Genomic DNA, 24,807 nt, shown 5'->3' on the forward strand with positions numbered 1-24,807 from the left:
TTTAAACTAACAAGTGCCTAAACTGCTTGATTTGTAGTAAGTGTTATTTGGAATGTTTCTAAAATACATCTACATTTGCGCAGCTTGTTTGAAAAACTTTTCAAAAAACAGCCTCTAATTTTAGTATACGCTTTATAAAATGAATCAGAAACAAATTAAAAATATAGTACGCCAGGTCCATTTATGGTTAGGTTTGGCAACCGGAATAATTGTTTTTATAATTAGTATTACCGGCTGTATTTATGTTTTTGAGGAAGAAATAAGAGGCTTGAGCAAAAAAGAAGATTTACTTGTTCCGATTCAGGAAAAGCCATTTGTTGGCATTGAGAAAATTGTCCTCAATTTTCAAAAAACAGAGGCCGATCAAAAAATCACTTCAATCAAAGTAGATCAAAAAACTTCTAACGCTGCTGTAGAACTTTCTACAAAAAAGAAAACATATTATTTTAATCCTTACGATGGTACTTTAATTTCCACTGGCACTCAGGATTGGTTAACTACAGTCAGAAAACTTCATACTTCATTACTTTTAGGCGACACCGGAAGTTTTATTCAGAAATGGTCTGTAGTTATTTTCACGCTCATGTTACTAACCGGGCTAATATTATGGTTTCCAGCTCGGATAAAAGCAATTACACAAGCTTTGACAATTAAATGGAAAGGAACATTTAAACGCGTTAACTACGATTTACATAATGTATTGGGATTCTACGCTTCCTTTTTTCTGATTGTTATTGCCCTCACCGGTTTGTTTTTTGCTTTTAAAGGCGTAAAAAGCGCAGCGGCATTCTTAACAGGAAGTGAAGTTAATGAAGGCATAAAAGTAGAATCAAAAGCAATTATTAAAGAAGAACCATTGGCGGTACTTTATAATCGAATTTACACAACTGCCATACAACAATATCCAGGAGCCAATACAGTAACCTTGTCAATAAGAAAAGACGGAGGTCTTAGATTGAGAATGTTATATCCATACGAATGGTCCCGAAAACAAAATACCTTTTTCTTTGATGCTTCAACGGGGCAATTGCTTCGTTATAAATTATATAAAGATTTTAATACTGTTGATATTATCGAAGCTAGTAATTACGATCTTCATACCGGAAAAATCTTTGGTCTTTTTGGAAAAATAATTGCCTTCTTAGCCAGTTTAATTGCAGCCAGTTTACCAATAACCGGGTTTATTATTTGGTTGAAAAAGAAGAAAAAGAAGAAAAAAACGCAAATAAAAGCAGTTTAATTTAAGCGTATAAAAATAAAGGGGAGCCACAACCAGGGCTCCCTTTTATTTTTTATTCTACTGAAAAGAAATTATTTCTTTAAATCGAATCGATCCAGGTTCATTACTTTATTCCATGTCGCAACAAAGTCTTTTACAAATTTCTCCTGCGCATCGCCGCTAGCATAAACTTCAGCAAGAGCTCTTAATTCGGCATTAGATCCAAAAACAAGATCGGCACGTGTACCAATCCATTTTGGCTGACCTGTAGAACGATCGTTTCCTGCATAAAGTTCTTTATCGTTAGAGACAGATTGCCATTGCGTATTCATATCCAGTAAGTTTACAAAGAAATCATTTGTAAGCTGACCCGGACGATTTGTAAATACTCCATTTTTAGAGCCGTCCGCATTGATATCCAATACACGTAATCCACCTAAAAGCACTGTCAATTCTGGTGCTGTAAGCGTTAACAAATGCGCTTTGTCTATAAGTAATTCCTCTGTTGCAACAGATGATTTTGTTCTTCGGTAATTACGGAATCCGTCAGTTTTAGGCTCTAAGTAAGCAACAGATTCAACATCTGTTTGCTCTGCAGAAGCATCCATACGTCCCGGAGTAAAAGGTACATTAACAGAACTTCCGGCAGCTGCAGCCGCTTTCTCTACTCCTGCTGAACCAGCCAAAACAATTAAATCTGCCAGTGAAACTTTTTTTCCACCACCTTGAGCCGCATTAAATTCTGCCTGAATACTTTCTAGTTTATCTAAAACAGTTTTCAGCTGAGCCGGATTATTTACTGCCCAGTCCTTTTGAGGAGCCAGTCTTATGCGTGCTCCATTTGCACCTCCACGTTTATCAGAACCTCTAAAAGTAGAAGCTGACGCCCACGCAGTTGAAACTAATTGCGAAATACTTAATCCTGAATTCAGAATTTTTCCTTTTAATTGCTCAATATCAGTGGTATTTATAAGTTCGTGATTTACTGCCGGAATTGGATCCTGCCACAATAGCTCTTCTTTCGGAACATCGGCTCCTAAATAAAGCGAAACAGGTCCCATATCACGATGTGTCAATTTAAACCATGCACGTGAAAAGGCATCTGCAAACTGGTCAGGATTTTCAAGAAAACGTCTTGATATTTTTTCGTACTCAGGATCTAATCGTAATGATAAATCGGTTGTAAGCATTGTTGGTAAATGCTTTTTAGAACTATCAAAAGCGTCCGGAATAATTGGTTCTGCATTTTTGGCTACCCATTGGTGTGCACCGGCAGGGCTTTTAGAAAGTTCCCATTCAAAACCAAATAAGTTTTCAAAGAAGTTGTTACTCCATTGTGTTGGTGTTTTGGTCCAGGTAACTTCCAGACCACTTGTAATAGCGTCTCCACCTTTACCGGAACCATAGCTATTTTTCCAGCCAAAACCTTGTAGTTCTAAACCTGCAGCTTCCGGCTCTTCTGCTACGTGATCAGAAGAAGCGGCTCCGTGTGTTTTTCCGAAAGTATGTCCACCTGCAATTAATGCAACCGTTTCTTCGTCGTTCATAGCCATACGACCAAAAGTATCTCTGATATCTTTAGCAGCAGCAATAGGATCCGGATTACCATCTGGCCCTTCCGGGTTTACATATATAAGTCCCATTTGCACAGCTGCAAGTGGTTTTTCTAAGTTTCTTGAATGGATTTGACCATCTGCATTATCATCAGATGAAACAACTCCATGATCTTTTGGCACACCTTCAGAACCATCTTTGTAACGTTCATCTCCACCTAACCATGTAGTTTCAGAACCCCAGTAAACAGCTTCGTCCGGTTCCCAAACATCGGCTCTTCCTCCAGCGAAACCAAAAGTTTTAAATCCCATCGATTCCAAGGCAATATTTCCAGTCAGGATCATCAAATCGGCCCAGGAAATTTTTCTACCGTATTTTTGCTTAATGGGCCATAATAATCTTCTTGCTTTATCAAGACTCACATTGTCCGGCCAGCTGTTAAGTGGGGCAAAACGCTGTTGTCCTGCACCTGCTCCTCCACGACCATCTTGTACTCTATAAGTTCCGGCACTATGCCATGCCATTCTTATAAATAACCCTCCATAATGACCAAAATCTGCAGGCCACCATTCTTGCGAATCAGTCATAAGTGCATGTAGGTCCTTTTTTAATGCTTCTAGATCAAGGCTTTTAAAGGCTTCTGCATAATTAAAATTTTCTCCCATCGGATCTGATAGTGGAGAATTTTGTCGCAGAATATTTACCTTTAATTGTTTTGGCCACCAGTCACGATTTTTTGTGCCTGTAGCTGCTACTTTGTCCATGCTCCCATTATGAAAAGGGCATTTGCTAATGTCATTTGATTGGTTGTCCATAATTACAATTTTATTTTTTTGTTTTAATCTTAATCGATTTATTATCAGACTAATTTACGAACAAAATAAAAAAGTAAAACGACAGATGCATATTAAATTAATTTACTGCAATAGATAAAAACTATCAAACAAAACAAAGTTGATCACATTCTTATATGGCACATCATGTAAATCAAAACATTACATGTTAAATTTTGTAGATTTTTTTATAGTGGATTTTTAAAGAAAGTAAAGGAAGAAATAATGTTAATTATATAAGCACAGCTTTTAATGTTGTAAAAATGGTTTTTAAAAAGCTGTTTAAATTTGATCTGTAAAATAATTAATGTAAATCTTGAAATGTACTTTACTTCCTTGTTGCCATAATGTTTTTTCATGCTGATATTTACAAAATGACAACCTGGAAGTATTCTTTTATAAGGCTCATATAAATCTTAGCATTGTCCGGCTGAGCATAATTCGTCAAGATCACAGGCTGATAAATTTATCGTTTTTAAAAAACTTTTTACTTTATTTTTTGCTTCCTGATTGGTTCCCATATAGAATATTTCGTTTCCATTTTGAGTTTGACATTTAGATAAAATAACTCCCGGTTCTAGCACATTAAAAATACGAATTACATGTGCGCCAGGTAATAGTGAAGTTATAATTTCACTTGAAGACTTTACCTCTGCAATTGGTGATAGAAGACTTTCAGTATTAAAAAAAGGATTATTGGTATGCAATAGTATTTTTTCAGACATATCAGGCAGACCATCAAAAAAGCCGTTAAGTTCTTCCCTGGGAACAAATAGTACAATCATTTTAGCTTTAACTGCTTTATCTTTTGTAACTAATTTTACTTTATCTCCCATTTTTTCTACAATAGGTCTTAAACTTTCAATACATCTAGGATGGCTGATTAATACTTCATGACCAGATTTTGCAGCTCTGGAAGCAATATCCAAAGTCATATTGCACGCTCCTATAATACCTATTTTCATAATCTTTATTATTGTTGATCTCAGCCCGATTTAAAAGATGAAATTCATTTATTTTAATATGTGTTAATAATACATTTTTAAACAAATATAACCGTATAAGACAGGAAGCACTACAAGTGTTTGTGCTAATAAATCTACAACGCTGTAGATTTAAAACTACAAATTCAAAATATTGTATTATGTTTGTTAAGTTTGTGTGTATAAAACTTGTCAGAGGTCAAAAATGACGTTGTTTACTGCTTTTCGCTGTTATTTCCTTATAGTATTGCTAATTTCTGTTAAAGGAATTAGTCAGAAAAACTACGAGGCCACATGGTACACGGCTGATAATAATGAATTACCTCAAAGTAGTGTAAAAGCAATTGTACAGGATAAATATAATTTTATCTGGATGACAACCGAAAATGGTTTGGTACGTTATGACGGAAATTCTTTTCTTATTTATAATTCTGCTAACACGAATATACAACAGTGTCGTTTTACCGAAATTTTAGGGAACATCCAAAAAGACAGTTTGTACTGTTATAACGACAATAAAAATGAACTGGTCCTTATAAATGGTCGTAAAATACAACTAGTCAAAAAAGAAGATTATCCTTCTTATAAAATCATCCGAAATAAAAAGCGATATTATTATCATGATGGGATTCCATCAAATAATACAATAGATCCTCATGATCCCTATTACATTAAGCTATCAAATGGAAATATTTTTTTTATTGACAGTAAACAAGTAGAATTATGCGATTCAAAAATGAAAAGCATTTACAAAATAGCATATAAAAGCGATAGCGTTTTTAACTTTTTTAGTATAAATGATGATCTCTTCTATCTTAATTCCGATGGCAGTTACGATTGTTTTTCTAAAGATGGAAAATCGGCCAAAAAACAGAAATTGGCTATTTTTAAATCAAAACATAAACTATATTGGAATATCACTGCTCAACAGGTTTTTCTATATTCAAATAATAAAATTTACCTCTTAACATCTGACAAAAATCAATTATTAATAAAGCCAATAGTTGAATTTAAAAATTTTGAGAAAAGCAATATCATTTCGATTTTTTATGATCAAAAAAATCAAAAACTCTATTTAGGAAGTTATACAAATGGAGTATGTGTAATTACTTTTCCTAATTTTAAAACTGTAAAAAAAGATCCTCTAAAAGCCGCAGAAGTCTATTATGCAGCCTTACCTTTAACGGACAGTACTATCATTACGGCCGAAGGGTATATAGTGAATAACAAAAGGGTTATCGATAGTCTCCCTTTTGTAAAAACTGTTTATCTAAATGACCATCTCAGCATCGAGAAAGATGATGACAAAAATTTATGGATTATTAGCCGATTTAGCATTCAGTGCTATCTAAAAAAATCAGGATATAAAAAATATATTACTTATAAATTTACACAGGCTCCAAAAACAATTTTTAAGGACAAAGACAACACGATCTGGATCAGTCTGGAAAATGATGAATTTCATAAAGCAAAATTATGTTACATAAAAAATGGTGTGGTGACAGATGTAACAACCTTAAAAGAAAACATCAATTACCTTACTCAGTTTGATAACAATACTCTTTTCATGGGGACTGACAAAGGTTTATTTACCTATAAAAAAGACTCCAAAAAATTCTTTTTCATTAAAAAGTCTGAAAAACTAAACATACGAAGTGTTTTTATCGATAGTGAAAAAAAAGTATGGCTGACTACTTATGAAAAAGGCTTTTTTCTTTTCTCCAATAACACTTTGCATTCTTTTCCAAAAGATGAAGACAATTATCTAAATTCATCACATTCTATTGTCGAAGATAAAAAAGGTTTTTTCTGGATTCCTACCAACAAAGGACTGTTTCAAATATCCCGCAAAGCGTTACTAGCATATCATAAAAATAAAATAGGAGTACTTTATTACCATCAATACGATAAAAAAGAAGGCTTTCTAACTAATGAGTTTAACGGTGGATGCCAGCCAAACAGTAATTATCTTAAAAATAACGAGATTGTTTTTCCATCAATGAATGGTTTTGTATTTTTTAATCCTGATAAATTAACACCTTTACTACCGGAAAAAAAACTTTTTATTGACAAAGTCATTGTAGACCAAAAGGTTCTTGCACCAAAAGATACTATAGTACTGAAAAACAATTTTCAAAGGGTAAGTTTTATAATTGCTTATCCTTATTATGGCAATCCTAAAAATATTAACCTGCAGGCAAGACTTGACAAAACTCCTAATAGTAGATGGGAAAAAATCAGAGATCAAAATTCAATCTCTTTTACTACACTTCCTCCCGGAGAATATACCCTTACTATCAGAAATCTTTCGGGATTTGATGGAAAATATATCTACAAAAAAGTTACTATTATAGTACCGGCAATGTTTCACCAAACAATATGGTTTACGATATTGTGTTATGCGTTGACCATTTTATTTATAATTTTCTTGTGGTTCGTAAGATTGTATTATATAAAGTTAAAAAATGTACAGCTTAAGGAAGTCATTGATAAAAAAACTAAAAAATTAGCCAGAACCGTCAGCAAACTACGAAAAACAGAAAAAAATCTAAAACAAGAAATTAGACAACAGGAAACTTTAGTAAAAAGTATAAGTCATGATATAAAAAGTCCTTTAAAATTTCTAACCGCTTCCCTAAATCATTTGTCTGATAATGCAAATATTCAACAGGATGAAAAACTAAAAAGACAAATAGAAACGATACAATTATCATCGGATCAACTATATGAATATGTTGAGAATCTTATAAAATATTCAACCATCTTTATAGAAGGAAGAAAACTCGAAGACAAAAGTTATTCTTTATATGATTTAATTGAGGAAAAAATTCAGATTTTTGAAAAAATTGCAAAATCAGAAAATACAATAATAATTAATAAAGTTTCGCAAGATTTTTTTATCAAAACAAATTATAAGGCATTATCTATTATTATTCATAATCTATTAGATAACGCAACCAAAAACACTAATGGTGGACAAATAGAATTGCAATGTGCAACGAAAGACAATATGCTTTCGTTAATGATTATGGATAATGGAAAAGGTATGAGTAAAGAACTTATTGATTATTATCTTGATTTTTACAAAAATCCAATTGTGAAAAATTATCATCTTGGTTTACACATGATTATTGAGCTTCTCCTTATCATTAAAGGAAATATAAATATTTCGAGTACGGTTAATGAAGGAACTATTATTGAAATTATAGTTAATTATAACTAATTATTCAAAAGATTTATAAAGATTGATCAATTCTACCAAATTGTTAATTTTAAGCTTCTCAAATACTCTGGCTTTATAAGTACTAACTGTGGACATGTGAATATCCAACATATTTGATATTTCAAGGTTACCATTGCCATTTATTAATAATTGAGCTATCTGAAGTTCTCTTTTAGATAAAACTTCTAGTGGATTTATAATCTTTATACTCGTCTTAGCATCGACTAATTTAGTAAGAAGTTCAGCAGAAATATACGTAGACGATTCAAAAATAGAGTTAATGGCAAACATCATTTTTTCCTCACTTGAGAGCTTGTTCAAATAACCATTCGCACCAGCAGAAATGTACTTTAAAGCATATTGTTCTTCTTCATGGGCAGAGAAAATAAGAATCCTGACCGCAGGTTGAATTGCTCTCAAATCAGTAATCATCTCTTTACTTTTTCCTCCAGGAATATTAATATCTAAAATAATTAAATCAAAGGAAGTTTCTCTTACTAGTGCTATTGCTTCAAAGAAATTTTCTGCATTGAAGATCTGTACATCTTCAATTTGTTTTTCTAAAACCATGGCGACCCCATTTCGGACAACTAAATGATCATCAACTATTAAAATTTTCTTAGTCATAATTAAATTTAAGTTGTTACAAAAATAAATTATTTAGCTATTCGAATTCGTTTCTTATAACAGTATTTAATAAAACTAAGTATATTATTATCAATTATCTTCTTTTAAACCGTTAAAAAGCTAAAGAGTTACTATAACAGACGCAAAAAAATAAGGATAAACAAAACAAACACAATATTTTTTTATACAATTGATATTCACTAACTTGCAGTATATTCTTCTAAACTCATTCATTATGAAAAAACTTTTTTTGTCATTATTTGTGGTTGTAGTATGTTTCTCTAATCAGTCTGTATTTTCTCAAACAAAAGATGACGATGTGCCACCATTAGGGTTACCCGGAGATAATCTGGATTTATATGCAGTACTTGATCTTTTTCAAAAGTCAAAAACCATTGAAGAGTTTGAAAAGTCATTAAATCAAAAAGAGACAAAAATCAATAATCTGGATCTGAATCTTGACAAAAAAGTTGACTTTATTAAAGTCGTAACCAAAAAAGATGGCAATGCATTTACGTTTGTACTTCAGGTAAATGTAAGCGAAAAGGAAACTCAGGATGTTGCTGTTATTTTAGTAAACAAAGACAAGAACGGAAAAGTATCTTTGCAAATAGTTGGAGATGAAGACCTTTATGGGAAAAATTATGTAATTGAGCCAAAAACTAAAAGTGATTCAGTAACTGCGAATCCCGCCTATGTAGGATCCGATCCGGTAACGGTGAATGTTCCTGCTACTACTACAGTTGTCGTAGAATCGGCCCCCATAGTACAGTATGTATATTCTCCTGCCTATGTCCCTTATTATCCACCTTATTATTACGGCTTTTATCCTCCTTACTTTGCAGCCTTTACAGTGCTGGCAGTAGGTATTTATCGTCATAACAACTGGTATCATGGCGGTTATTATGGTGGTCATTATGGCGGTGGAAATACGGTAATTATTAACAACAGAAATCAAATTAACCATTATAATAACGACAGAAACCGATCCAATACCGTTAACAATAATCGAGCAAACGGAAAGTATGGTGATAACCGTGGAAATAACAGCAATCGCCCAACGGCGGGAACATCAGATCGTGGAAACAACAGTAATAGGCCAAGTGCAGGAACTTCAGATCGTGGGTCTAACGTAAATCGTGGTTCGATCTCAGATCGATCATCCAAAGTAAATCGCCCATCGGCAGGTACTTCAGACCGATCTTCAAACATAAATCGTCCATCAACTTCAAATCGTTCATCGAACTCAAGTTTTGATTCAGGTCGTACCAGAAGCAGCGGCGGAGGTGGCTTTAGCGGTGGCAGCAGAGGTGGCGGTGGAGGTTTTCACGGCGGCGGTGGCTTTGGCGGTGGCGGCGGAAGAAGACGTTAATAAAATCTTTTCCCCAAAAAAAGTGGACTAAAACTTATTAGGTTTTAGTCCACTTTTTTTATTTGTAAATTTGGTCTCTTTATTTTACTTCCATATCGGAAGCACTCATATCTCTGACACAAACATATTTACCATCTCTTTTTTCGAATAAACTTAGATAGTTACCACTATTGATAACAGTTTTACTAACGGAATCTGTTACGGTATATGCACCGCTCTCTACAACCTGATTTCCATCATTTGAAACAAAAACTTCATTTGTTTTAAAAGAAATTATATTAGAATTTGCGCCTAGATCCGCTATTAAAAATTCGGAAATTGCCTGCTTACCAACCAGCGGTTTTCTATGTTGATAATAACTTATCGCATCATCAGCATAATAACCAATTTTTTTTACCTCCCCAGAATTATAAGTTGCAGCAAATTCATCTTCTTTTGCCTGAATTTCCTTTTTTATTTGCTCTTTATCAACTACTACGACGGGCTTTTCTTCTTCCTTCTTAGTATTACAGGCTAACATTGAAACTAGCACACTTCCTAATAATAATCCTTTTAAAATCTTGTTTTTCATATGTTAAAAGTTTAGAGTCTTACACATTAAAAGTACTATAAAATTCTCAATATCAGATAATTTACTTTAAAAAATATTAAACTAAAGCTCATAAAATATTTACTTGTAAATCAATCATGTCCTAAAACAGGAGACAATATACCTCATCTCTCTAATATGGAATATAAATATTAAAAGTAGCGCCCTGCATCGGTTCGCCAACTGCATTTATATGACCATTGTGGTTTTCTACAATTTTCTTGACAATTGCCAGTCCAATTCCGGTTCCTTCGTATACATCTCTTCCGTGTAATTTCTGAAAAACACCAAAAATTTTCTCGCTGTGTTGGGGTTCAAAACCAATACCATTATCTCCAAAACTAATGTGACAATAATTTACATCAGTTGCGAGGTTTTCGATTTGTAAATCAAATCCATAAACCAAACGGCTTTTTATTGTAATTTCTAATGGTGTTTCTGTTCTTGCAAATTTGATGGCGTTATGAATCAGGTTTTCCATTAACTGGACAAACTGAAAAGGAATTATTTTAGCTGTATCATGAAAATCAGTTGTGATCGTAGCTCCTTTTTCGTTTAGATTTTCATGTAGCGCCTCTTTTACATCTTTAATTATAGTATTCAAATCAACTGTTTCATACCTTCTGTCGACAAGAGTGGCTCTCGAGAAAGTAAGCAGACTGTTAATCAGCTCACGCATTCTGTTACAGGCATATAAAATTCGGTCGAATTTAGTTTTACCATCGTCAGTTAAATTAGCATATTCATTAGACATAATAAGATTGGCAAAAGTCTGAATCTTTCTCAACGGCTCCTGCAAATCATGGCTTGATATATAGGTAAAGGCATCAAGTTCCATGTTTTTCTTTTTCAGCTCATCGGCATGTTTTTCGATCGCTGCGTATTGAGAAGCGAGTTCTTTATTGGCTTTTAAAATCATTTCGTTCAGAGCATGCGTCTCTTCCTCCTTCTTTCTTAATTCCTGATTTTTCCGAAACAATTCGGTGAAAACCATCACTTTTGCCTGCAATATTTCCGGTGACAAAGGTTTAATCATATAATCAACAGCACCGGACTGATATCCTTTGAAAATATATTCATTGGTGTTCATATTGGCGGTTAAAAAGATAATAGGAACATGTTTTAGTTTTTCACTTTGGCGAATCATTTCAGCCGTTTCAAAACCATCCATCAATGGCATTTGTACATCCATTAGGATAATAGCAAAATCCTGGTTTTTCAGCAGAATCCGCAACGCATCTTTTCCTGATGTTGCTTCAACAAACTGATAACCACGGTCAGCCAGAATGACTTGTAAAGAAAGTAAGTTTTCTTTTTTGTCATCGACTATTAAGATTTTAATTGCGTTGTCTCCCATTAGGTTTTACATTGAATATGAAATTATTATTTAAGCCACACACGCATTAATGAAGACAATTGCTCCACGTTTACAGGTTTCGTCATATAATCTGAAGCCCCTGATTCTATACAACGCTGTCTGTCGCCTTTCATTGCTTTTGCGGTTACGGCAATAATGGTAAGATCTTTATGTCTGGCATCTTTACGAATGCGTTTCATGGTTTCGTAACCGTCCATTTCCGGCATCATAATATCCATCAAAACAATATCTATATCTTTACTCTCATTCAGAAGATCAATCGCTTCCTGACCGCTTTCTGCGCTGATTACATCTAATCCGTATCGTTCCAAAGCAGTTGTTAAAGCAAAAAGATTACGCACATCATCATCAACCAATAACACTTTTTTGCCCGGCAGCACATCTTCCCTTAAGTAAAAAGATTCGATGATTTCTTTCATTTCATCTGGTAGTTCTTTATGAACACGATGCATAAACAAAGCTGTCTGATCGATCAACTCTTCCATCGAACCTGCACTTTTTGTAATAATACTATGCGCAAATCGATTAAGTCTTGATCGTTGCTTTTTATTGACATCTCCCGCTGAATGGATAATAATGGCGGTTTCCTGTCCGGCAATATTATTCTCCAGATCTGTAATAATATCGAGTCCGTCAGCATCTGGTAAAACCAAATCTAAGATAATACAATCAAATGATTTTTCCTGAATCAATCTAACAGCTTCAGCTGCTGTTGCTGCACTCGAAATTCTAATATCATCACCATCAACTGCATTTACAATTCTGCTCAGTTCCTGTTCATTGTCATCTACAACTAACAGATTTTTTATTTTCTTATTTTTGAAATCGTGAATATCATTAAAAAGATACGACAGCGAATCATTCTTAACCGGTTTTAAGAAAAAGTTCCTTGCACCACGTTTTAATCCTTTGTTTCGCTCATCTTCACCCGAAATAATATAAACCGGAATGTGTCGTAAATTGAAATCGGTTTTCAAACGGTCCAGAATTTTCCAGCCACTGGTATCCGGCATGTTTAAATCCATTGTAATCGCATGCGGATGAAACTGATTAATAAAATCAACCACATCATTCCCTTTTGTGGTTACAATCGCCTTAATTCCGTTGATATGCGCTTGCTCGAGCATAATTTTGGCAAATGTCAGATTATCTTCTGCAATCAATAAAATTTTATCACCCGGCTTAATATCGGTTCTGTCATCGCCTATTTCATCCACAAAAAACAAATCAATATCAGAGCGGTTAAATTTCTCTGAAGGCAATGATTTGATACGGCCTTTTACATCTGTTTCTTCTTCTACATCAATATCAATAATTTCAGAAATATCTACATATTGAAGTGGAAGGAACAACGTAAATTTACTTCCAACATTCATTTCACTTTCAAGTTCAATACTTCCTCCTAATAAATCAGAAAGTCCACGGCTAATGGATAATCCCAAACCGGTTCCTCCATATTTACGGCTCGTTGAACCTTCGGCTTGTTGGAAAGCTTCGAATATGATATTTTGCTTTTCTTTGGAAATTCCAATTCCAGTATCCGAAATTTCGAAAGCAACAACTGCATCTGCTTTATCCAGACTAAGATTTGCCATTTTCCAATTGTTATTGGCTTTGTATATTTTTAATTGTACTTCTCCTTTTTCGGTAAACTTGAATGAATTCGACAGCAGGTTTTTCAAAATCTGATTTAATCGCTGTGAATCGGTTTCTATCAATTCCGGAAGTTCGTCATCCATACTGATTTTAAAACGAAGATGTTTCGCCGCTGCAATCGGATTAAAAGTAGATTCCACAAATCGGCTGATTTCGTCAAAACTGATCGGATTGTAATCCACAGAAATATAACCGGATTCGATTTTCGAAAGATCCAGAATATCATTAATTAACTGAATTAAATCGTCTCCACAAGAATTGATCGTTTTGGCAAACTGAATTTGTTTTTCTGAAAGATTTCCGTCTCTGTTGGCGATTAATTCGTTGGCAAGAATTTGCAAACTGTTTAATGGTGTTCTTAACTCATGCGACATATTCGCCAGGAACTCCGACTTGTATTTTGATGTTAGCGTCAGCTGATCTGCTTTCTCTTCCAAAGCTTTTCTGGCGACCTCAACCTCTTGATTTTTGAGTTCCACTTCTTCTTTTTGATTCGCCAATAAGAAAGCTTTTTCTTCCAGCTCTTCGTTGGTATTTTTCAAAACTTCCTGCTGACTTTTTAGCTCGCTTGCCAACGATTGAGATTGCACCAAAAGTTCTTCTGTTCGTGAATTTGATTCGATCGTATTCAATACAATTCCGATACTTTCCGTCAATCCTTCCAAGAAATCTAAGTGAGTCTGGCTGAAAGTATCTAGTGATGCCAATTCAATAACAGCTTTAAGTTGTCCTTCAAATAAAACCGGTAAAATAATTACATCCTGAGGCTTAGCCGAACCCAGACCCGAATTAATTCTGATATAATCTTTTGGAACATTGCTCAGAATAATTCTTTCTTTCTCAATCGCAACCTGACCAATAAGACCTTCTCCCATAGCGTATTGCGTTGGTGAATTCTTTCTTTTGATATAGGCATACGAGGCAATCAAATTCAGTTTTGAGTCCTCAAAATTCTCATCTTCCTGCAAAATATAGAAGAGTCCGTGTTGTGCGGTTACCACCGTTGCCAACTCAGAAAGGATTTTTTTGGTAACCGAATTCAGTTCTTTTTGTCCCTGAAGCATTTGGGTAAATTTAGCCAAATTCGATTTCAGCCAGTCTTGTTCCTGATTTCTTAGTGTTGTTGCTTTCAGGTTCGAAATCATTTGGTTGATGGTATCCTTAAGTGCCTCTACCTCACCTTTTGCTTCAACACCAATAGTTCGTGTTAAATCTCCTTGGGTTACCGCAGAAGCCACCTCAGAAATTGCACGTACCTGTGTCGTTAAATTCGCCGCCAGTTGGTTTACGTTTTCGGTTAAGTTTTTCCATGTTCCTGAAGCTCCCGGCACATTGGCCTGACCTCCCAGTTTTCCTTCAGCCCCTACCTCACGTGCCACGGTTGTTACCTGATCGGAGAAGGTCGCCAGCGTATCAATCATTTCGTTGATTGTGTCCGTTAATTGAGCAACCTCCCCTTTGGCATCAATGGATAGTTTTTGTTTCAGATTTCCTTTTGCTACGGAGGTTACTACTTTTGCAATTCCACGTACTTGTGAAGTTAAGTTCGATGCCATTAAGTTAACCGAATCCGTTAAATCTTTCCATGTTCCCGCAACCCCTTTTACTTCCGACTGACCTCCTAATTTTCCTTCTGTTCCCACTTCACGCGCCACACGGGTTACCTCAGATGAAAACGAATTCAACTGTTCCACCATCGTGTTGAAAGTATTTTTCAAATCCAGAATCTCCCCTTTTACGTCAACGGTAATTTGTTTAGAAAGGTCACCATTGGCTACGGCTTTGGTTACATCGGCAATATTACGCACCTGACCTGTTAAGTTGGACGCCATCTGATTTACCGAATCCGTTAAATCTTTCCAGGTTCCCGCAACTCCCGGTACGAAAGCCTGTCCGCCCAGTTTTCCTTCTGTTCCTACCTCTCTGGATACACGGGTTACCTCCGAAGCAAAACTTCGAAGCTGATCCACCATAGTATTTACTGTTTCTTTTAATTGAAGAATCTCTCCACGTACGTCAGCGGTAATTTTTTTTGACATATCTCCGTTGGCCACGGCAATCGTCACCTCGGCAATATTACGTACCTGAGTGGTTAAGTTACCCGCCATCTGGTTTACCGAATCGGTCAAATCCTTCCAGGTTCCGGCAACACCCGGTACATTTGCCTGCCCTCCTAATTTCCCTTCTGTACCCACCTCACGCGCCACACGAGTTACCTCGGATGCAAATTCACGAAGCTGGTCCACCATAGTATTTAGCGTTTCTTTCAATTGCAGAATCTCCCCACGAACGTCAACGGTAATTTTTCGGGACATATCTCCGTTGGCTACGGCAATCGCCACATCGGCAATATTACGTACCTGAGCGGTAAGATTTCCTGCCATTTGATTCACCGAATCGGTTAAATCTTTCCAGGTTCCGGCAACTCCCGGCACATTCGCCTGTCCTCCCAGTTTTCCTTCCGTTCCTACCTCTCTTGACACACGGGTTACCTCCGAAGCAAAGCCTCGAAGCTGATCCACCATGGTATTAATTGTATTTTTAAGCTCTAAAATTTCTCCTTTTACGTCAACGGTAATCTGGAGTGATAAATCGCCTTTTGCTACCGCTGTGGTTACCTCAGCAATATTACGTACCTGACCTGTTAAATTCGATGCCATCTGGTTCACCGAATCCGTTAAATCTTTCCAGGTTCCACCAACACCTTCTACTTGCGCCTGACCTCCTAGTTTTCCTTCGGTACCCACCTCACGAGCCACACGGGTTACCTCAGATGCAAACGAGTTCAGCTGGCCCACCATGGTATTAATAGTGTTTTTAAGCTCCAGAATTTCTCCTTTTGTATCTACGGTAATCTGGCGTGATAAATCGCCTTTTGCTACCGCTGTAGTCACCTCTGCAATATTACGTACCTGACCTGTTAAGTTCGATGCCATCTGATTCACAGAATCTGTTAAATCTTTCCATGTTCCTCCAACTCCTTTTACTTTGGCCTGGCCTCCCAGTTTACCTTCGGTACCAACTTCAAGTGCCACACGGGTTACCTCGGAAGAGAAAGAGTTTAACTGATCCACCATCGTATTAATGGTTTTCTTCAACTCCAGAATTTCCCCTTCGGCTACAGCCGTAATCTTTTTCGATAAATCTCCATTGGCCACCGCGGTTGTTACCTCGGCAATATTACGTACCTGACCCGTTAAGTTCGATGCCATCTGATTCACCGAATCGGTTAAATCTTTCCAGGTTCCACCAACACCTTTTACTTTGGCCTGACCTCCTAGTTTACCTTCTGAACCTACCTCACGTGCCACACGGGTTACCTCGGCACCAAAGGAGTTCAGCTGATCCACCATGGTATTGATCGTATTTTTAAGTTCGAGGATTTCTCCCGCTACGTTTACTGTAATTTTTTTTGATAAATCGCCTTTTGCTACCGCTGTTGTTACCTCAGCAATGTTACGTACCTGTCCTGTTAAGTTGGATGCCATCTGATTCACCGAATCGGTCAAATCTTTCCAAACACCACCAACTCCTCTTACTTTTGCCTGACCTCCCAGTTTTCCTTCAGAACCAACCTCAACCGCCACACGTGTAACCTCAGAAGAAAAGGAATTCAGCTGATCCACCATCGTGTTAATCGTATTTTTAAGTTCGAGGATTTCTCCTTTTACGTCAACGGTAATCTTTTTAGACAAATCTCCTTTTGCTACTGCGGTTGTTACATCGGCAATATTACGAACCTGACCGGTTAAGTTGGATGCCATCTGATTCACCGAATCCGTTAAATCTTTCCAGGTTCCTCCAACTCCTTTTACCTGTGCCTGACCACCCAGTTTTCCTTCGGTTCCTACCTCTCTCGCCACACGGGTTACCTCAGATGAAAACGAGTTCAGCTGATCCACCATCGTATTAATAGTGTTCTTCAACTCCAAAATTTCTCCTTTTACGTCAACGGTAATCTTTTTAGACAAATCTCCTTTTGCTACCGCTGTGGTTACATCGGCAATATTACGTACCTGACCCGTTAAGTTACTTGCCATTTTATTTACCGAGTCGGTCAAATCTTTCCAAACACCACCAACACCTCTCACTTTTGCCTGACCTCCCAGTTTACCTTCTGTACCTACCTCACGTGCCACGCGTGTAACCTCCATCGAAAACAGATTCAACTGCTTTACCATTCCGTTTACCTCTTTTGCAATTCTGAGGAATTCTCCCTGCAATGGATTTCCTTCAATAGAAAGCGGCATTTCCTGAGATAAATTTCCTTTTGCCACTGAGGTAATTACGTGTGCAATTTCGATCGTTGGGTGCACCAGATCTGAAATCAGCGTATTTACCGAGTCAACGCAGGAACTCCACGAACCTCGAGCGCCGTCAAGTGCTACTCGATTGGTTAGTTTTCCTTGTTTACCAATGCTTTTTCCAACCTTTTGAAATTCGAAAACCATACGTTCATTCAGGTCGATGATTTCATTCAAAGTATCACAGATTGATCTTTTAATTCCATTCTGATCCGTTGGGAAACGTTGCGTGAAATTACCATTTTTGACTTTCAGTAAAATCTTTAAAAACTCTGCATCAGTCAAAATAGATTCTTCTGACTCTCCTTTTTTGCCTCTCGGCTGTGAAGGTTTATCTCCTGAAACAATTGGCAATTCAAGGATGTCCTGAACTTCTTCAATATTAATTTCGTTTGTTTTTTTCATATTCCCAATTCTTTATCGAATGATTAAAAAAATCTGATACTTTTTTTTTTAGCTTACCTGATGATCATCAGGTTTTAAATTTCGTCAAACAATATTTTCCTTAAATGAAATTGCACAAATGCGTCCATAGAATCTGATCTTTTTGTGTTATCATTATAATTAAGCGGTTTGATAATATAACCTGCTATTCCTAATTTTTCTGCTTCTGAACGATCCATTTCCTCTGAAGATGTTGTCATGATAAACACTTTTAAATCTTTTAGCTTTTTATCTTCCCGCAATACTTTAAGAAATTCTATTCCGTTCATCCTTGGCATGTTAATATCCAATAGAATCACGTCGGGAATTAATGCTAATTCCGGGTTTCTCAGTATTTTTAGGGCTTCAATTCCGTTATAAGCCGTGTGAAGAACATATTCACTTTCTAATTTCTTTAAGGATCGTTCTACACTAATCACGTCCAGTTCGTCATCTTCAACTAATAAAATGGTTGGCTTTTTCATATGCTTAATTATTTCTCCATGTAAAAATAAATTCGGCACCTTCGCCTAATTTCGATTTAACAATAATACTTTCCTGCTGATCATCAATTATTTTCTTGACTATTGCCAGCCCAACTCCGGTACTTTCCTGTTCATTTTGTTCCCGTAATGTCTGAAATATTTCGAATATTTTTTCGTGATATTCTACTGCAATTCCAATTCCGTTGTCTTTAACAGAAAATTCATGAACGCCCCCAAATGTTTTGCAGCTTATCTGAATCACTCCGTCTTCTTGTGGTGTATATTTTACAGCATTACTAATCAAATTGGCAAATACCTGTTCGAGTTTAATTCTTTCGGTAAATAAATCAGGAAGATTCCCTATTTCAAGTTTAAAATTTCTCGGAACAATAGAATCCGCAATTTCACGTACCAAAGCATTTGTATCTATATTTTCTGAAGGCGCTTTCAGGTTCAGACGGGCATAATCCAGTAAACCATTAATAAGTGCTTCCATGCGTCTTGTTTTCTGCGGAATAATACTGAGATATCTTTTAATTTCTGGCGATAGTTCCTTTTCATGATCCTCTTCAATCCAGCTCACAACGTTATGAATACCGCGAATTGGCGCTTTCAGATCGTGCGAAACCACATAGGCAAACTTATTCAGCTCAGCATTTCTGTTTTTAAGTTCATGAATATTTTTATCCAGCTTGCCAGACATTCTGTTGAGCGATTTTGACAAGGCAGTCAGCTCATCGTTTCTGGTATCTTTCACCATTGTAAAATTCCCTTTGGAAATATTTTCAGCAAGACGAACCATTGCCGTAATTCTTTTATTGGTGATATACATAATAAACACTGTACTTAACAAACCTACTATAACAGTAAGCGTTAGAAATATAAAAGAAAAAGTATGCGCATATTTTAATGAAGTTAACAACATCTCTGTATGGTGTTTTCTTCTTTTATATTCGATTTTATCAAATCGCGTGAACTTCTCGGAAATAGCGTCATTTATATTTTTACCGACATGTCTCTTCAGAGTAGTATTAAAAAGATTTTTATAAGAGTATGGATATTCTCGTCTACTCTTTATCAATTCTTTCGAATAACGAACCCAATCACTATGAAGCGTACTGATAGAATCTAGTATAGCACGTTGTTCATTCTTGCTCCCAATACGAATTTCCTGTTCTTTTATTAGTAAAGGCACTCTTTTTAGTCCGATAAAATAAGAATCCAGAAAGGTATAATCTTCTGTCAGCAGAAAACCTCGAAAAGCACTCTGCATTTCGATAATCGATTTATGGGTTTTATTTGAATTCCGAATAATCTCCTCAGATCTGGCCAGAAACTGCGAGTTCAATTGCACTTTTTTCGACAGCAAATAATTGGTGTAAGAGTCCGCAACGGACAACAAAATCACCAAAGTAAAAGCCACAAAAATTTGAGTAGATAATTTCATTTAATTACAATTAAAAGGCCATATCACACTATGCAACAATCGTTTACTCAATAAAATTAAGAAAAATAATAAAATCTTTTCCAAATTATTTTTAAGTGTCTTTTGTATTGATGAACCTTCCGCGGCTATAATCAAGGATAAAGCTGCCAACACTTAAACTGAAAAAGTATATTGACTTAAAATCTTCTTTAAGTCGTTAAAATTGTTTGGTTTGGATATAAAATCATCGGCCCCATGCGCTATGGCTTCACGAATGATATCATCCAGTTGCGAGGTCGAAAAGATAATAATCGGAATTTCTTTTAATCCTTCTTCCTTTTTAATTTCAGTTAAGAATTCAAGGCCGGACATAAGAGGCATGTTTAAATCCAGAAAAATTACATCCGGAGAAATTTCCCTTTGTATTAATTTTCGCAATGCTTCTACCGGATCATAAATTGCGGTATAGGTAGCCACAGACACTGATTCCAATGCTTCCATGAATAACTCACAGTCATCTGAATCGTCATCAATTTGTAAAATATTACTATAAGTCAGTTGCTTATTTGGTACTACTGGTGTGTAAAGTTCTTTCAATAATTCTTTCTTTTAAATTAAAAATAGAGTCAAGGTTTAGCTTTAAATTTTATTCAATATAACCTACAAATATGGAAGTATTAATTTTTATGCTTTTACATAATTTCAGATTAATGTTATATGGTTTCAATCTCAACATTATAATGAAACGTAAAACTAAAATAGACGTCTTGTTTATACGGCAAGTTTTTTTGATCTCTCTAATTCAAAAAAGTACTCATAATCTTACTATTCAATAAAAAAACAGTCCAAAAATTACTTTATTATCCCTAAAAAGATTTAAATTTACTAGGATGCTTATCCGATAAAAAAGTCAAAACAAATAGCCCCACCTATGAAGTATAAAAATATTTTGCAAATTGATGATGATTTTGATGATTGCGAATTCTTTCAGCAGGCACTGGAGGCAGTCTCACCAGCATCATATATGGCACTTCATAATCCTATCGAAGCACTGCAAAAATTGGTTGATAAGGAGATCAATCCAGATTTGATTTTCCTTGATATCAATATGCCTTTAATGAGTGGTATTGAACTTTTAGCAGAAATAAAAAAAAGAGAGGCCATTAAAAATATTCCAGTTATTATATTCTCCACAGCTCCTGTGTCAGCAAATCTGGCAAAATTACTTGATGCTAAAGATTATATTACAAAACCAAGTAATTTTAATGAGCTTAAAAACATCTTAAGAGAAATTTTATAATGCTCTTTTGAAGAAAAAACTCTTCGTAATTACGAAAGAAACTTTTGAGAAGGCTATATTTCACAGGCTTTTACTCTTAAAATGATTTTACAACTATTTTACAAATTTCATGCACTGATAGCAATTTTAAACGTTGCATTATTTTCTTTGTAGTAAAATGTTTTGTTCTGATTGCATAAAATTAAATCAAAACACTGATAATTATACAATTAGAAATTAGAATCTTGTAAGTAAAAGTCGTTTTTCAACTCTAAATTTGGTTTTAAAAATTAGAAACTATTAATAATTAAAACCAATAGATATGAACACTTTAAATCAAACTACAGAATCGTCTGTCCAAGATCCTCTGGACGAAAGTACAAGTTATGTTGATCAATATGAAAACATTCCGCTAGACGATGACAATCCTGAGGAAGAAACTATAGTAAACGAAGATGACGCTATTACAAATGATGAGGAGAATTTGGATCAGGAATTCTTAGATGCCCTGCAAGAAGATGAGGATGAAGAAGAAATATACGATGATCAAAATAATCTGGATAAAGATGATCTGGCAGATAATGACCTTAATGATCTCGAAGGCGATCATCTGAACAACCCGGATCTCGACAGAGAAGAGCAAAATATTCGAAATAGAGATTCATTAAAAATTGATTAAATAGCTATCCCTAACTAATAAATCTAAAATCATGGAAAATATTTTTAACACTGAAAACCTGGCAAATTTAGGGCAAACACTAGAAAAGAAATTCTCTGGTATTTCGTCAAATACATTTCTGTGCGTGGGAGCTGGCTCATTGTTTCTGGCAGCAACATTAAAACTGGCTGGAAATGGTTCGGCTGGTTCGTTTTTTGGAAAATGGGCAATTCCGCTTTTAGCCATTGGCTGCTATAAAAATTATTCAGATTCGTCTGTTTCGCAAACCACCAGCAATAAAAATGCAGAAAAAGAAAGCGTAGCAGATAATGATTCAATTGCGAGTACTTAAATATCAATTGATGTGTTTCATCTATTTTCAATAGTCAATAAAAATAGATGAAGCACATTGATTTTTATTGCTCCAAAAAATTACCTGTTATGAATCTTTATCTAATTTTTCAAATAATAATTGTAGCAATTGCCGCAACATCAACCATGACCTTATTTAGTTATGCAGCATCCGCGCGTTATAGAGAAGTATACAAAGAGCCCTTATTACTTACTTATTTGATGCATAATTTTAAAATCAACCTCTCAAATGCTTCAAAAAACATATTGGGCTGGATGATACATTATGGCATTGGGGTGTTTTTTGTAATTGTTTACCATTACTTTTGGGCAAGTAACATATTCCAATTATCCATTTTACACGCGCTTATACTAGGCATTGCCAGTGGAATTATCGGAATCATCAGTTGGATGATTTTCTTTAAAATTTCGCATTTTCAGCAGCGTATTGATTTCAGAGGCTTTTACATACAATTATTCATTGCCCATATTATTTTTGCCCTTACTGCTACTGCAGTTTATGCTATTTCAATAACTGTCACTTTACTAACAAATGCTTATTTTACGCCAAAGTGATTTGTCAAAATCCAAGAAATTAAAATCTTTCACACTAATTCATAAAAAAAGAATGGCGCTAATTAATAGCGCCATTCTTTTTTTAAATTCTAATTTTATTTTATTTTATTTCTTGTCAATTTTATAAAGTCGGCCCTGGTCAGTAATTGCATATAAGGCTCCGTCATTGCCTTGTGTAATATCTCTAAAACGTTGGTCCTCTCCTTCTAAAAGTCTTTCTTCACCAATTACTTTATTGTTTTCTATGGCGAGACGAACAATATGCATACCGCTTAAAGCTCCAATAAAAAGGTTGTTTTGCCATTCCGGAATACGATTTCCAGTGTAGAAAGTCATTCCGCTTGGCGACACCACCGGATCCCAATAATAAACCGGTTGTTCCATGCCATCTTGTTTCTGAATCCCTGCTCCTATTGCTGGTCCGTCATATTCAATTCCGTAGGTAATAACAGGCCATCCGTAATTAGCACCTGGTTTTAAACGGTTAATTTCGTCTCCACCTCTTGGTCCGTGCTCGGCTAGCCAAATTTCGTTGGTCACCGGATTAAGAGCCAATCCTTGTGGGTTTCGGTGTCCAATCGAATACAATTCTGGCAAAGCACCGGCTCCAGTAAAGGGTGGATTCCCTGTTGCGGCTTGTCCGTTTTTAGTTATTCTGACTACTTTTCCTAAGGCTGCTGTGACAGATTGAGCTAATGGTCTGGTTTGTAATACAGAACGTTCTCCTGTACTAACAACCAAATTTCCGGTTTGATCAAAAAGGATACGTCCGCCATAATGCAGATTACTAGGGTTTGCGGGATTAGCACGATAAATTACGACCGCGCCTTCTATCGTTTTTTCATCTGCCGATAATTTCCCTTTAGCTACTGACGTCTGATTTCCGCCTGATGATGCTTCAGAAAAAACCCAATAAATCATTCGGTTTGTAGAAAATTCAGGATCAAGACACAATCCTAACAATCCTCCCTGACCATCGGGATTCACTGTTGGAATTCCCGTTATTGGACTGCTTACCTCTCCTGCGACAGTAACAATACGCATTGTTCCCGCTTTTTGAGTAACCAATAATCTTCCATCAGGAAGACTTTTTACTCCCCACGGGCTAGTTAAGGATGAAGTTATGACTTTTCCTTCGTAGCCGGTATTCGTTTGTAAACCACCAATTCGCGTTTGTCCTGCAAAGGCCGGACTATAGGTGGTATTGGCAGGTTTATTTTCTACCGGGTTCGTTGGTGTTCCGGGATCCGGATTTATAACAGGATCTTTGTCATTTGAGCAGCCACAAGCAATAAGCAAGGCACTCGACAAAATGGTAATGTAGTTACGGTGTAGCATCGATATGTAGGTTAAGGATTAATAATCAATTAACTGAATACTAGTTATTTGCATCAAATATCCAAAATCTGAAACGAATAACTTTATATAATTAATCGTAAATTTTATACAATTTATTGTAAATCAGGTTAAAATATATTTTTCGAATTTATTTGAATAGCAATATTAATCGTTGCTTACTTTTTAAACTTATTATTTAGATAACAAACAATTTCAATAATAGTCTTAACTTTTAGTTTTTATTCTGAAATAGACTTTTGAGACGTGACCTAAACGATTTAATATAGTATAGCGTTGCATTATATTGTTCTCCAAGGTTGAAACCTCGGCCTGTGTTTAAAATAAATTGTCGCAATAAAACTCAAATATAGCCCGAGGTTTCAACCTTGGGAGACATAACGTAACATCCTAATACATTACAATCATATGGTAATGCATTTGTTTTGTCCTAATGGTTTAAAATAGATTGTCACAATAAAATTCAATTATAACCCAATGTTTCAACCTTGGGAAGCAAAACGCAATAAAATCTG

17 protein-coding genes are annotated in these 24,807 nt (G+C 35.5%); 7 read left to right on the forward strand and 10 right to left on the reverse strand.

Annotated elements, in window-relative coordinates; translation table 11 throughout:
• The first annotated feature begins 139 nt into the window (after nucleotides 1–139).
• Entirely contained in the window at nucleotides 140–1,240 is a 1,101-nt protein-coding gene (locus tag IRZ99_RS07660) for a PepSY domain-containing protein (protein WP_194656707.1), read from the forward strand.
• Between the two features lie 71 nt (nucleotides 1,241–1,311).
• Here the strand turns inward: IRZ99_RS07660 and katG are convergent, their stop codons facing one another.
• Together katG and IRZ99_RS07670 are read right to left on the reverse strand one after the other, a co-directional pair.
• A complete protein-coding gene (gene katG / locus IRZ99_RS07665; protein WP_194656708.1) occupies nucleotides 1,312–3,588 on the reverse strand; it encodes a catalase/peroxidase HPI in 2,277 nt (758 codons plus the stop codon).
• A gap of 434 nt (nucleotides 3,589–4,022) precedes the next feature.
• Complete coding sequence (locus IRZ99_RS07670; protein ID WP_194656709.1) at nucleotides 4,023–4,571, reverse strand: NAD(P)-binding domain-containing protein; 549 nt, start codon at nucleotides 4,569–4,571, stop codon at nucleotides 4,023–4,025.
• A 223-nt stretch (nucleotides 4,572–4,794) separates the two neighbouring features.
• Here IRZ99_RS07670 and IRZ99_RS07675 point away from each other — a divergent pair, with 223 nt between their 5' ends.
• Complete coding sequence (locus IRZ99_RS07675) at nucleotides 4,795–7,812, forward strand: sensor histidine kinase (RefSeq protein ID WP_194656710.1); 3,018 nt, start codon at nucleotides 4,795–4,797, stop codon at nucleotides 7,810–7,812.
• Here the strand turns inward: IRZ99_RS07675 and IRZ99_RS07680 are convergent, their stop codons facing one another.
• Entirely contained in the window at nucleotides 7,813–8,439 is a 627-nt protein-coding gene (locus tag IRZ99_RS07680) for a response regulator transcription factor (RefSeq protein ID WP_194656711.1), read from the reverse strand.
• A gap of 235 nt (nucleotides 8,440–8,674) precedes the next feature.
• On the opposite strand from IRZ99_RS07680, the gene IRZ99_RS07685 reads away from it, so the two are divergent.
• Nucleotides 8,675–9,811, forward strand: a complete 1,137-nt coding sequence (locus IRZ99_RS07685) for a hypothetical protein (protein WP_194656712.1) — start codon at nucleotides 8,675–8,677, stop codon at nucleotides 9,809–9,811.
• Between the two features lie 79 nt (nucleotides 9,812–9,890).
• On the opposite strand, the gene IRZ99_RS07690 is transcribed toward IRZ99_RS07685, so the two are convergent.
• The 6 genes from IRZ99_RS07690 to IRZ99_RS07715 form a co-directional block, all read right to left on the reverse strand.
• Nucleotides 9,891–10,382 (reverse strand): DUF4440 domain-containing protein, encoded by a 492-nt coding sequence (locus tag IRZ99_RS07690; RefSeq protein WP_194656713.1) that lies wholly within the window; start codon nucleotides 10,380–10,382, stop codon nucleotides 9,891–9,893.
• A 151-nt stretch (nucleotides 10,383–10,533) separates the two neighbouring features.
• Entirely contained in the window at nucleotides 10,534–11,757 is a 1,224-nt protein-coding gene (locus tag IRZ99_RS07695; RefSeq protein ID WP_194656714.1) for a response regulator, read from the reverse strand.
• Nucleotides 11,758–11,783: 26 nt separating this feature from the next.
• The gene (locus tag IRZ99_RS07700) at nucleotides 11,784–18,143 is read right to left on the reverse strand and encodes a HAMP domain-containing protein (RefSeq protein WP_194656715.1); all 6,360 of its coding nucleotides are present in this window, start codon (nucleotides 18,141–18,143) and stop codon (nucleotides 11,784–11,786) included.
• 74 nt (nucleotides 18,144–18,217) lie between these two features.
• Nucleotides 18,218–18,646, reverse strand: coding sequence for a response regulator (locus tag IRZ99_RS07705; protein WP_194656716.1), 429 nt, complete (start codon nucleotides 18,644–18,646; stop codon nucleotides 18,218–18,220).
• 4 nt (nucleotides 18,647–18,650) lie between these two features.
• On the reverse strand, nucleotides 18,651–20,093 hold the full coding sequence (locus IRZ99_RS07710; RefSeq protein WP_194656717.1) for an ATP-binding protein: 1,443 nt from the start codon (nucleotides 20,091–20,093) through the stop codon (nucleotides 18,651–18,653).
• Nucleotides 20,094–20,246: 153 nt separating this feature from the next.
• The gene (locus IRZ99_RS07715; RefSeq protein WP_228519046.1) at nucleotides 20,247–20,669 is read right to left on the reverse strand and encodes a response regulator; all 423 of its coding nucleotides are present in this window, start codon (nucleotides 20,667–20,669) and stop codon (nucleotides 20,247–20,249) included.
• Between the two features lie 334 nt (nucleotides 20,670–21,003).
• On the opposite strand from IRZ99_RS07715, the gene IRZ99_RS07720 reads away from it, so the two are divergent.
• The 4 genes from IRZ99_RS07720 to IRZ99_RS07735 all read left to right on the forward strand — a co-directional run bounded on the left by IRZ99_RS07720 (nucleotide 21,004) and on the right by IRZ99_RS07735 (nucleotide 22,936).
• Nucleotides 21,004–21,372, forward strand: a complete 369-nt coding sequence (locus IRZ99_RS07720) for a response regulator (protein WP_194656718.1) — start codon at nucleotides 21,004–21,006, stop codon at nucleotides 21,370–21,372.
• Nucleotides 21,373–21,673: 301 nt separating this feature from the next.
• Entirely contained in the window at nucleotides 21,674–22,030 is a 357-nt protein-coding gene (locus IRZ99_RS07725; protein WP_194656719.1) for a hypothetical protein, read from the forward strand.
• Nucleotides 22,031–22,061: 31 nt separating this feature from the next.
• Nucleotides 22,062–22,361, forward strand: a complete 300-nt coding sequence (locus tag IRZ99_RS07730; RefSeq protein ID WP_194656720.1) for a hypothetical protein — start codon at nucleotides 22,062–22,064, stop codon at nucleotides 22,359–22,361.
• An 89-nt stretch (nucleotides 22,362–22,450) separates the two neighbouring features.
• Complete coding sequence (locus IRZ99_RS07735) at nucleotides 22,451–22,936, forward strand: hypothetical protein (protein ID WP_194656721.1); 486 nt, start codon at nucleotides 22,451–22,453, stop codon at nucleotides 22,934–22,936.
• Between the two features lie 105 nt (nucleotides 22,937–23,041).
• On the opposite strand, the gene IRZ99_RS07740 is transcribed toward IRZ99_RS07735, so the two are convergent.
• Complete coding sequence (locus tag IRZ99_RS07740) at nucleotides 23,042–24,274, reverse strand: PQQ-dependent sugar dehydrogenase (protein WP_194656722.1); 1,233 nt, start codon at nucleotides 24,272–24,274, stop codon at nucleotides 23,042–23,044.
• Nucleotides 24,275–24,807: the final 533 nt, after the last annotated feature.

The organism is Flavobacterium sp. LC2016-12, assembly GCF_015351595.1.
Classification (GTDB): domain Bacteria; phylum Bacteroidota; class Bacteroidia; order Flavobacteriales; family Flavobacteriaceae; genus Flavobacterium.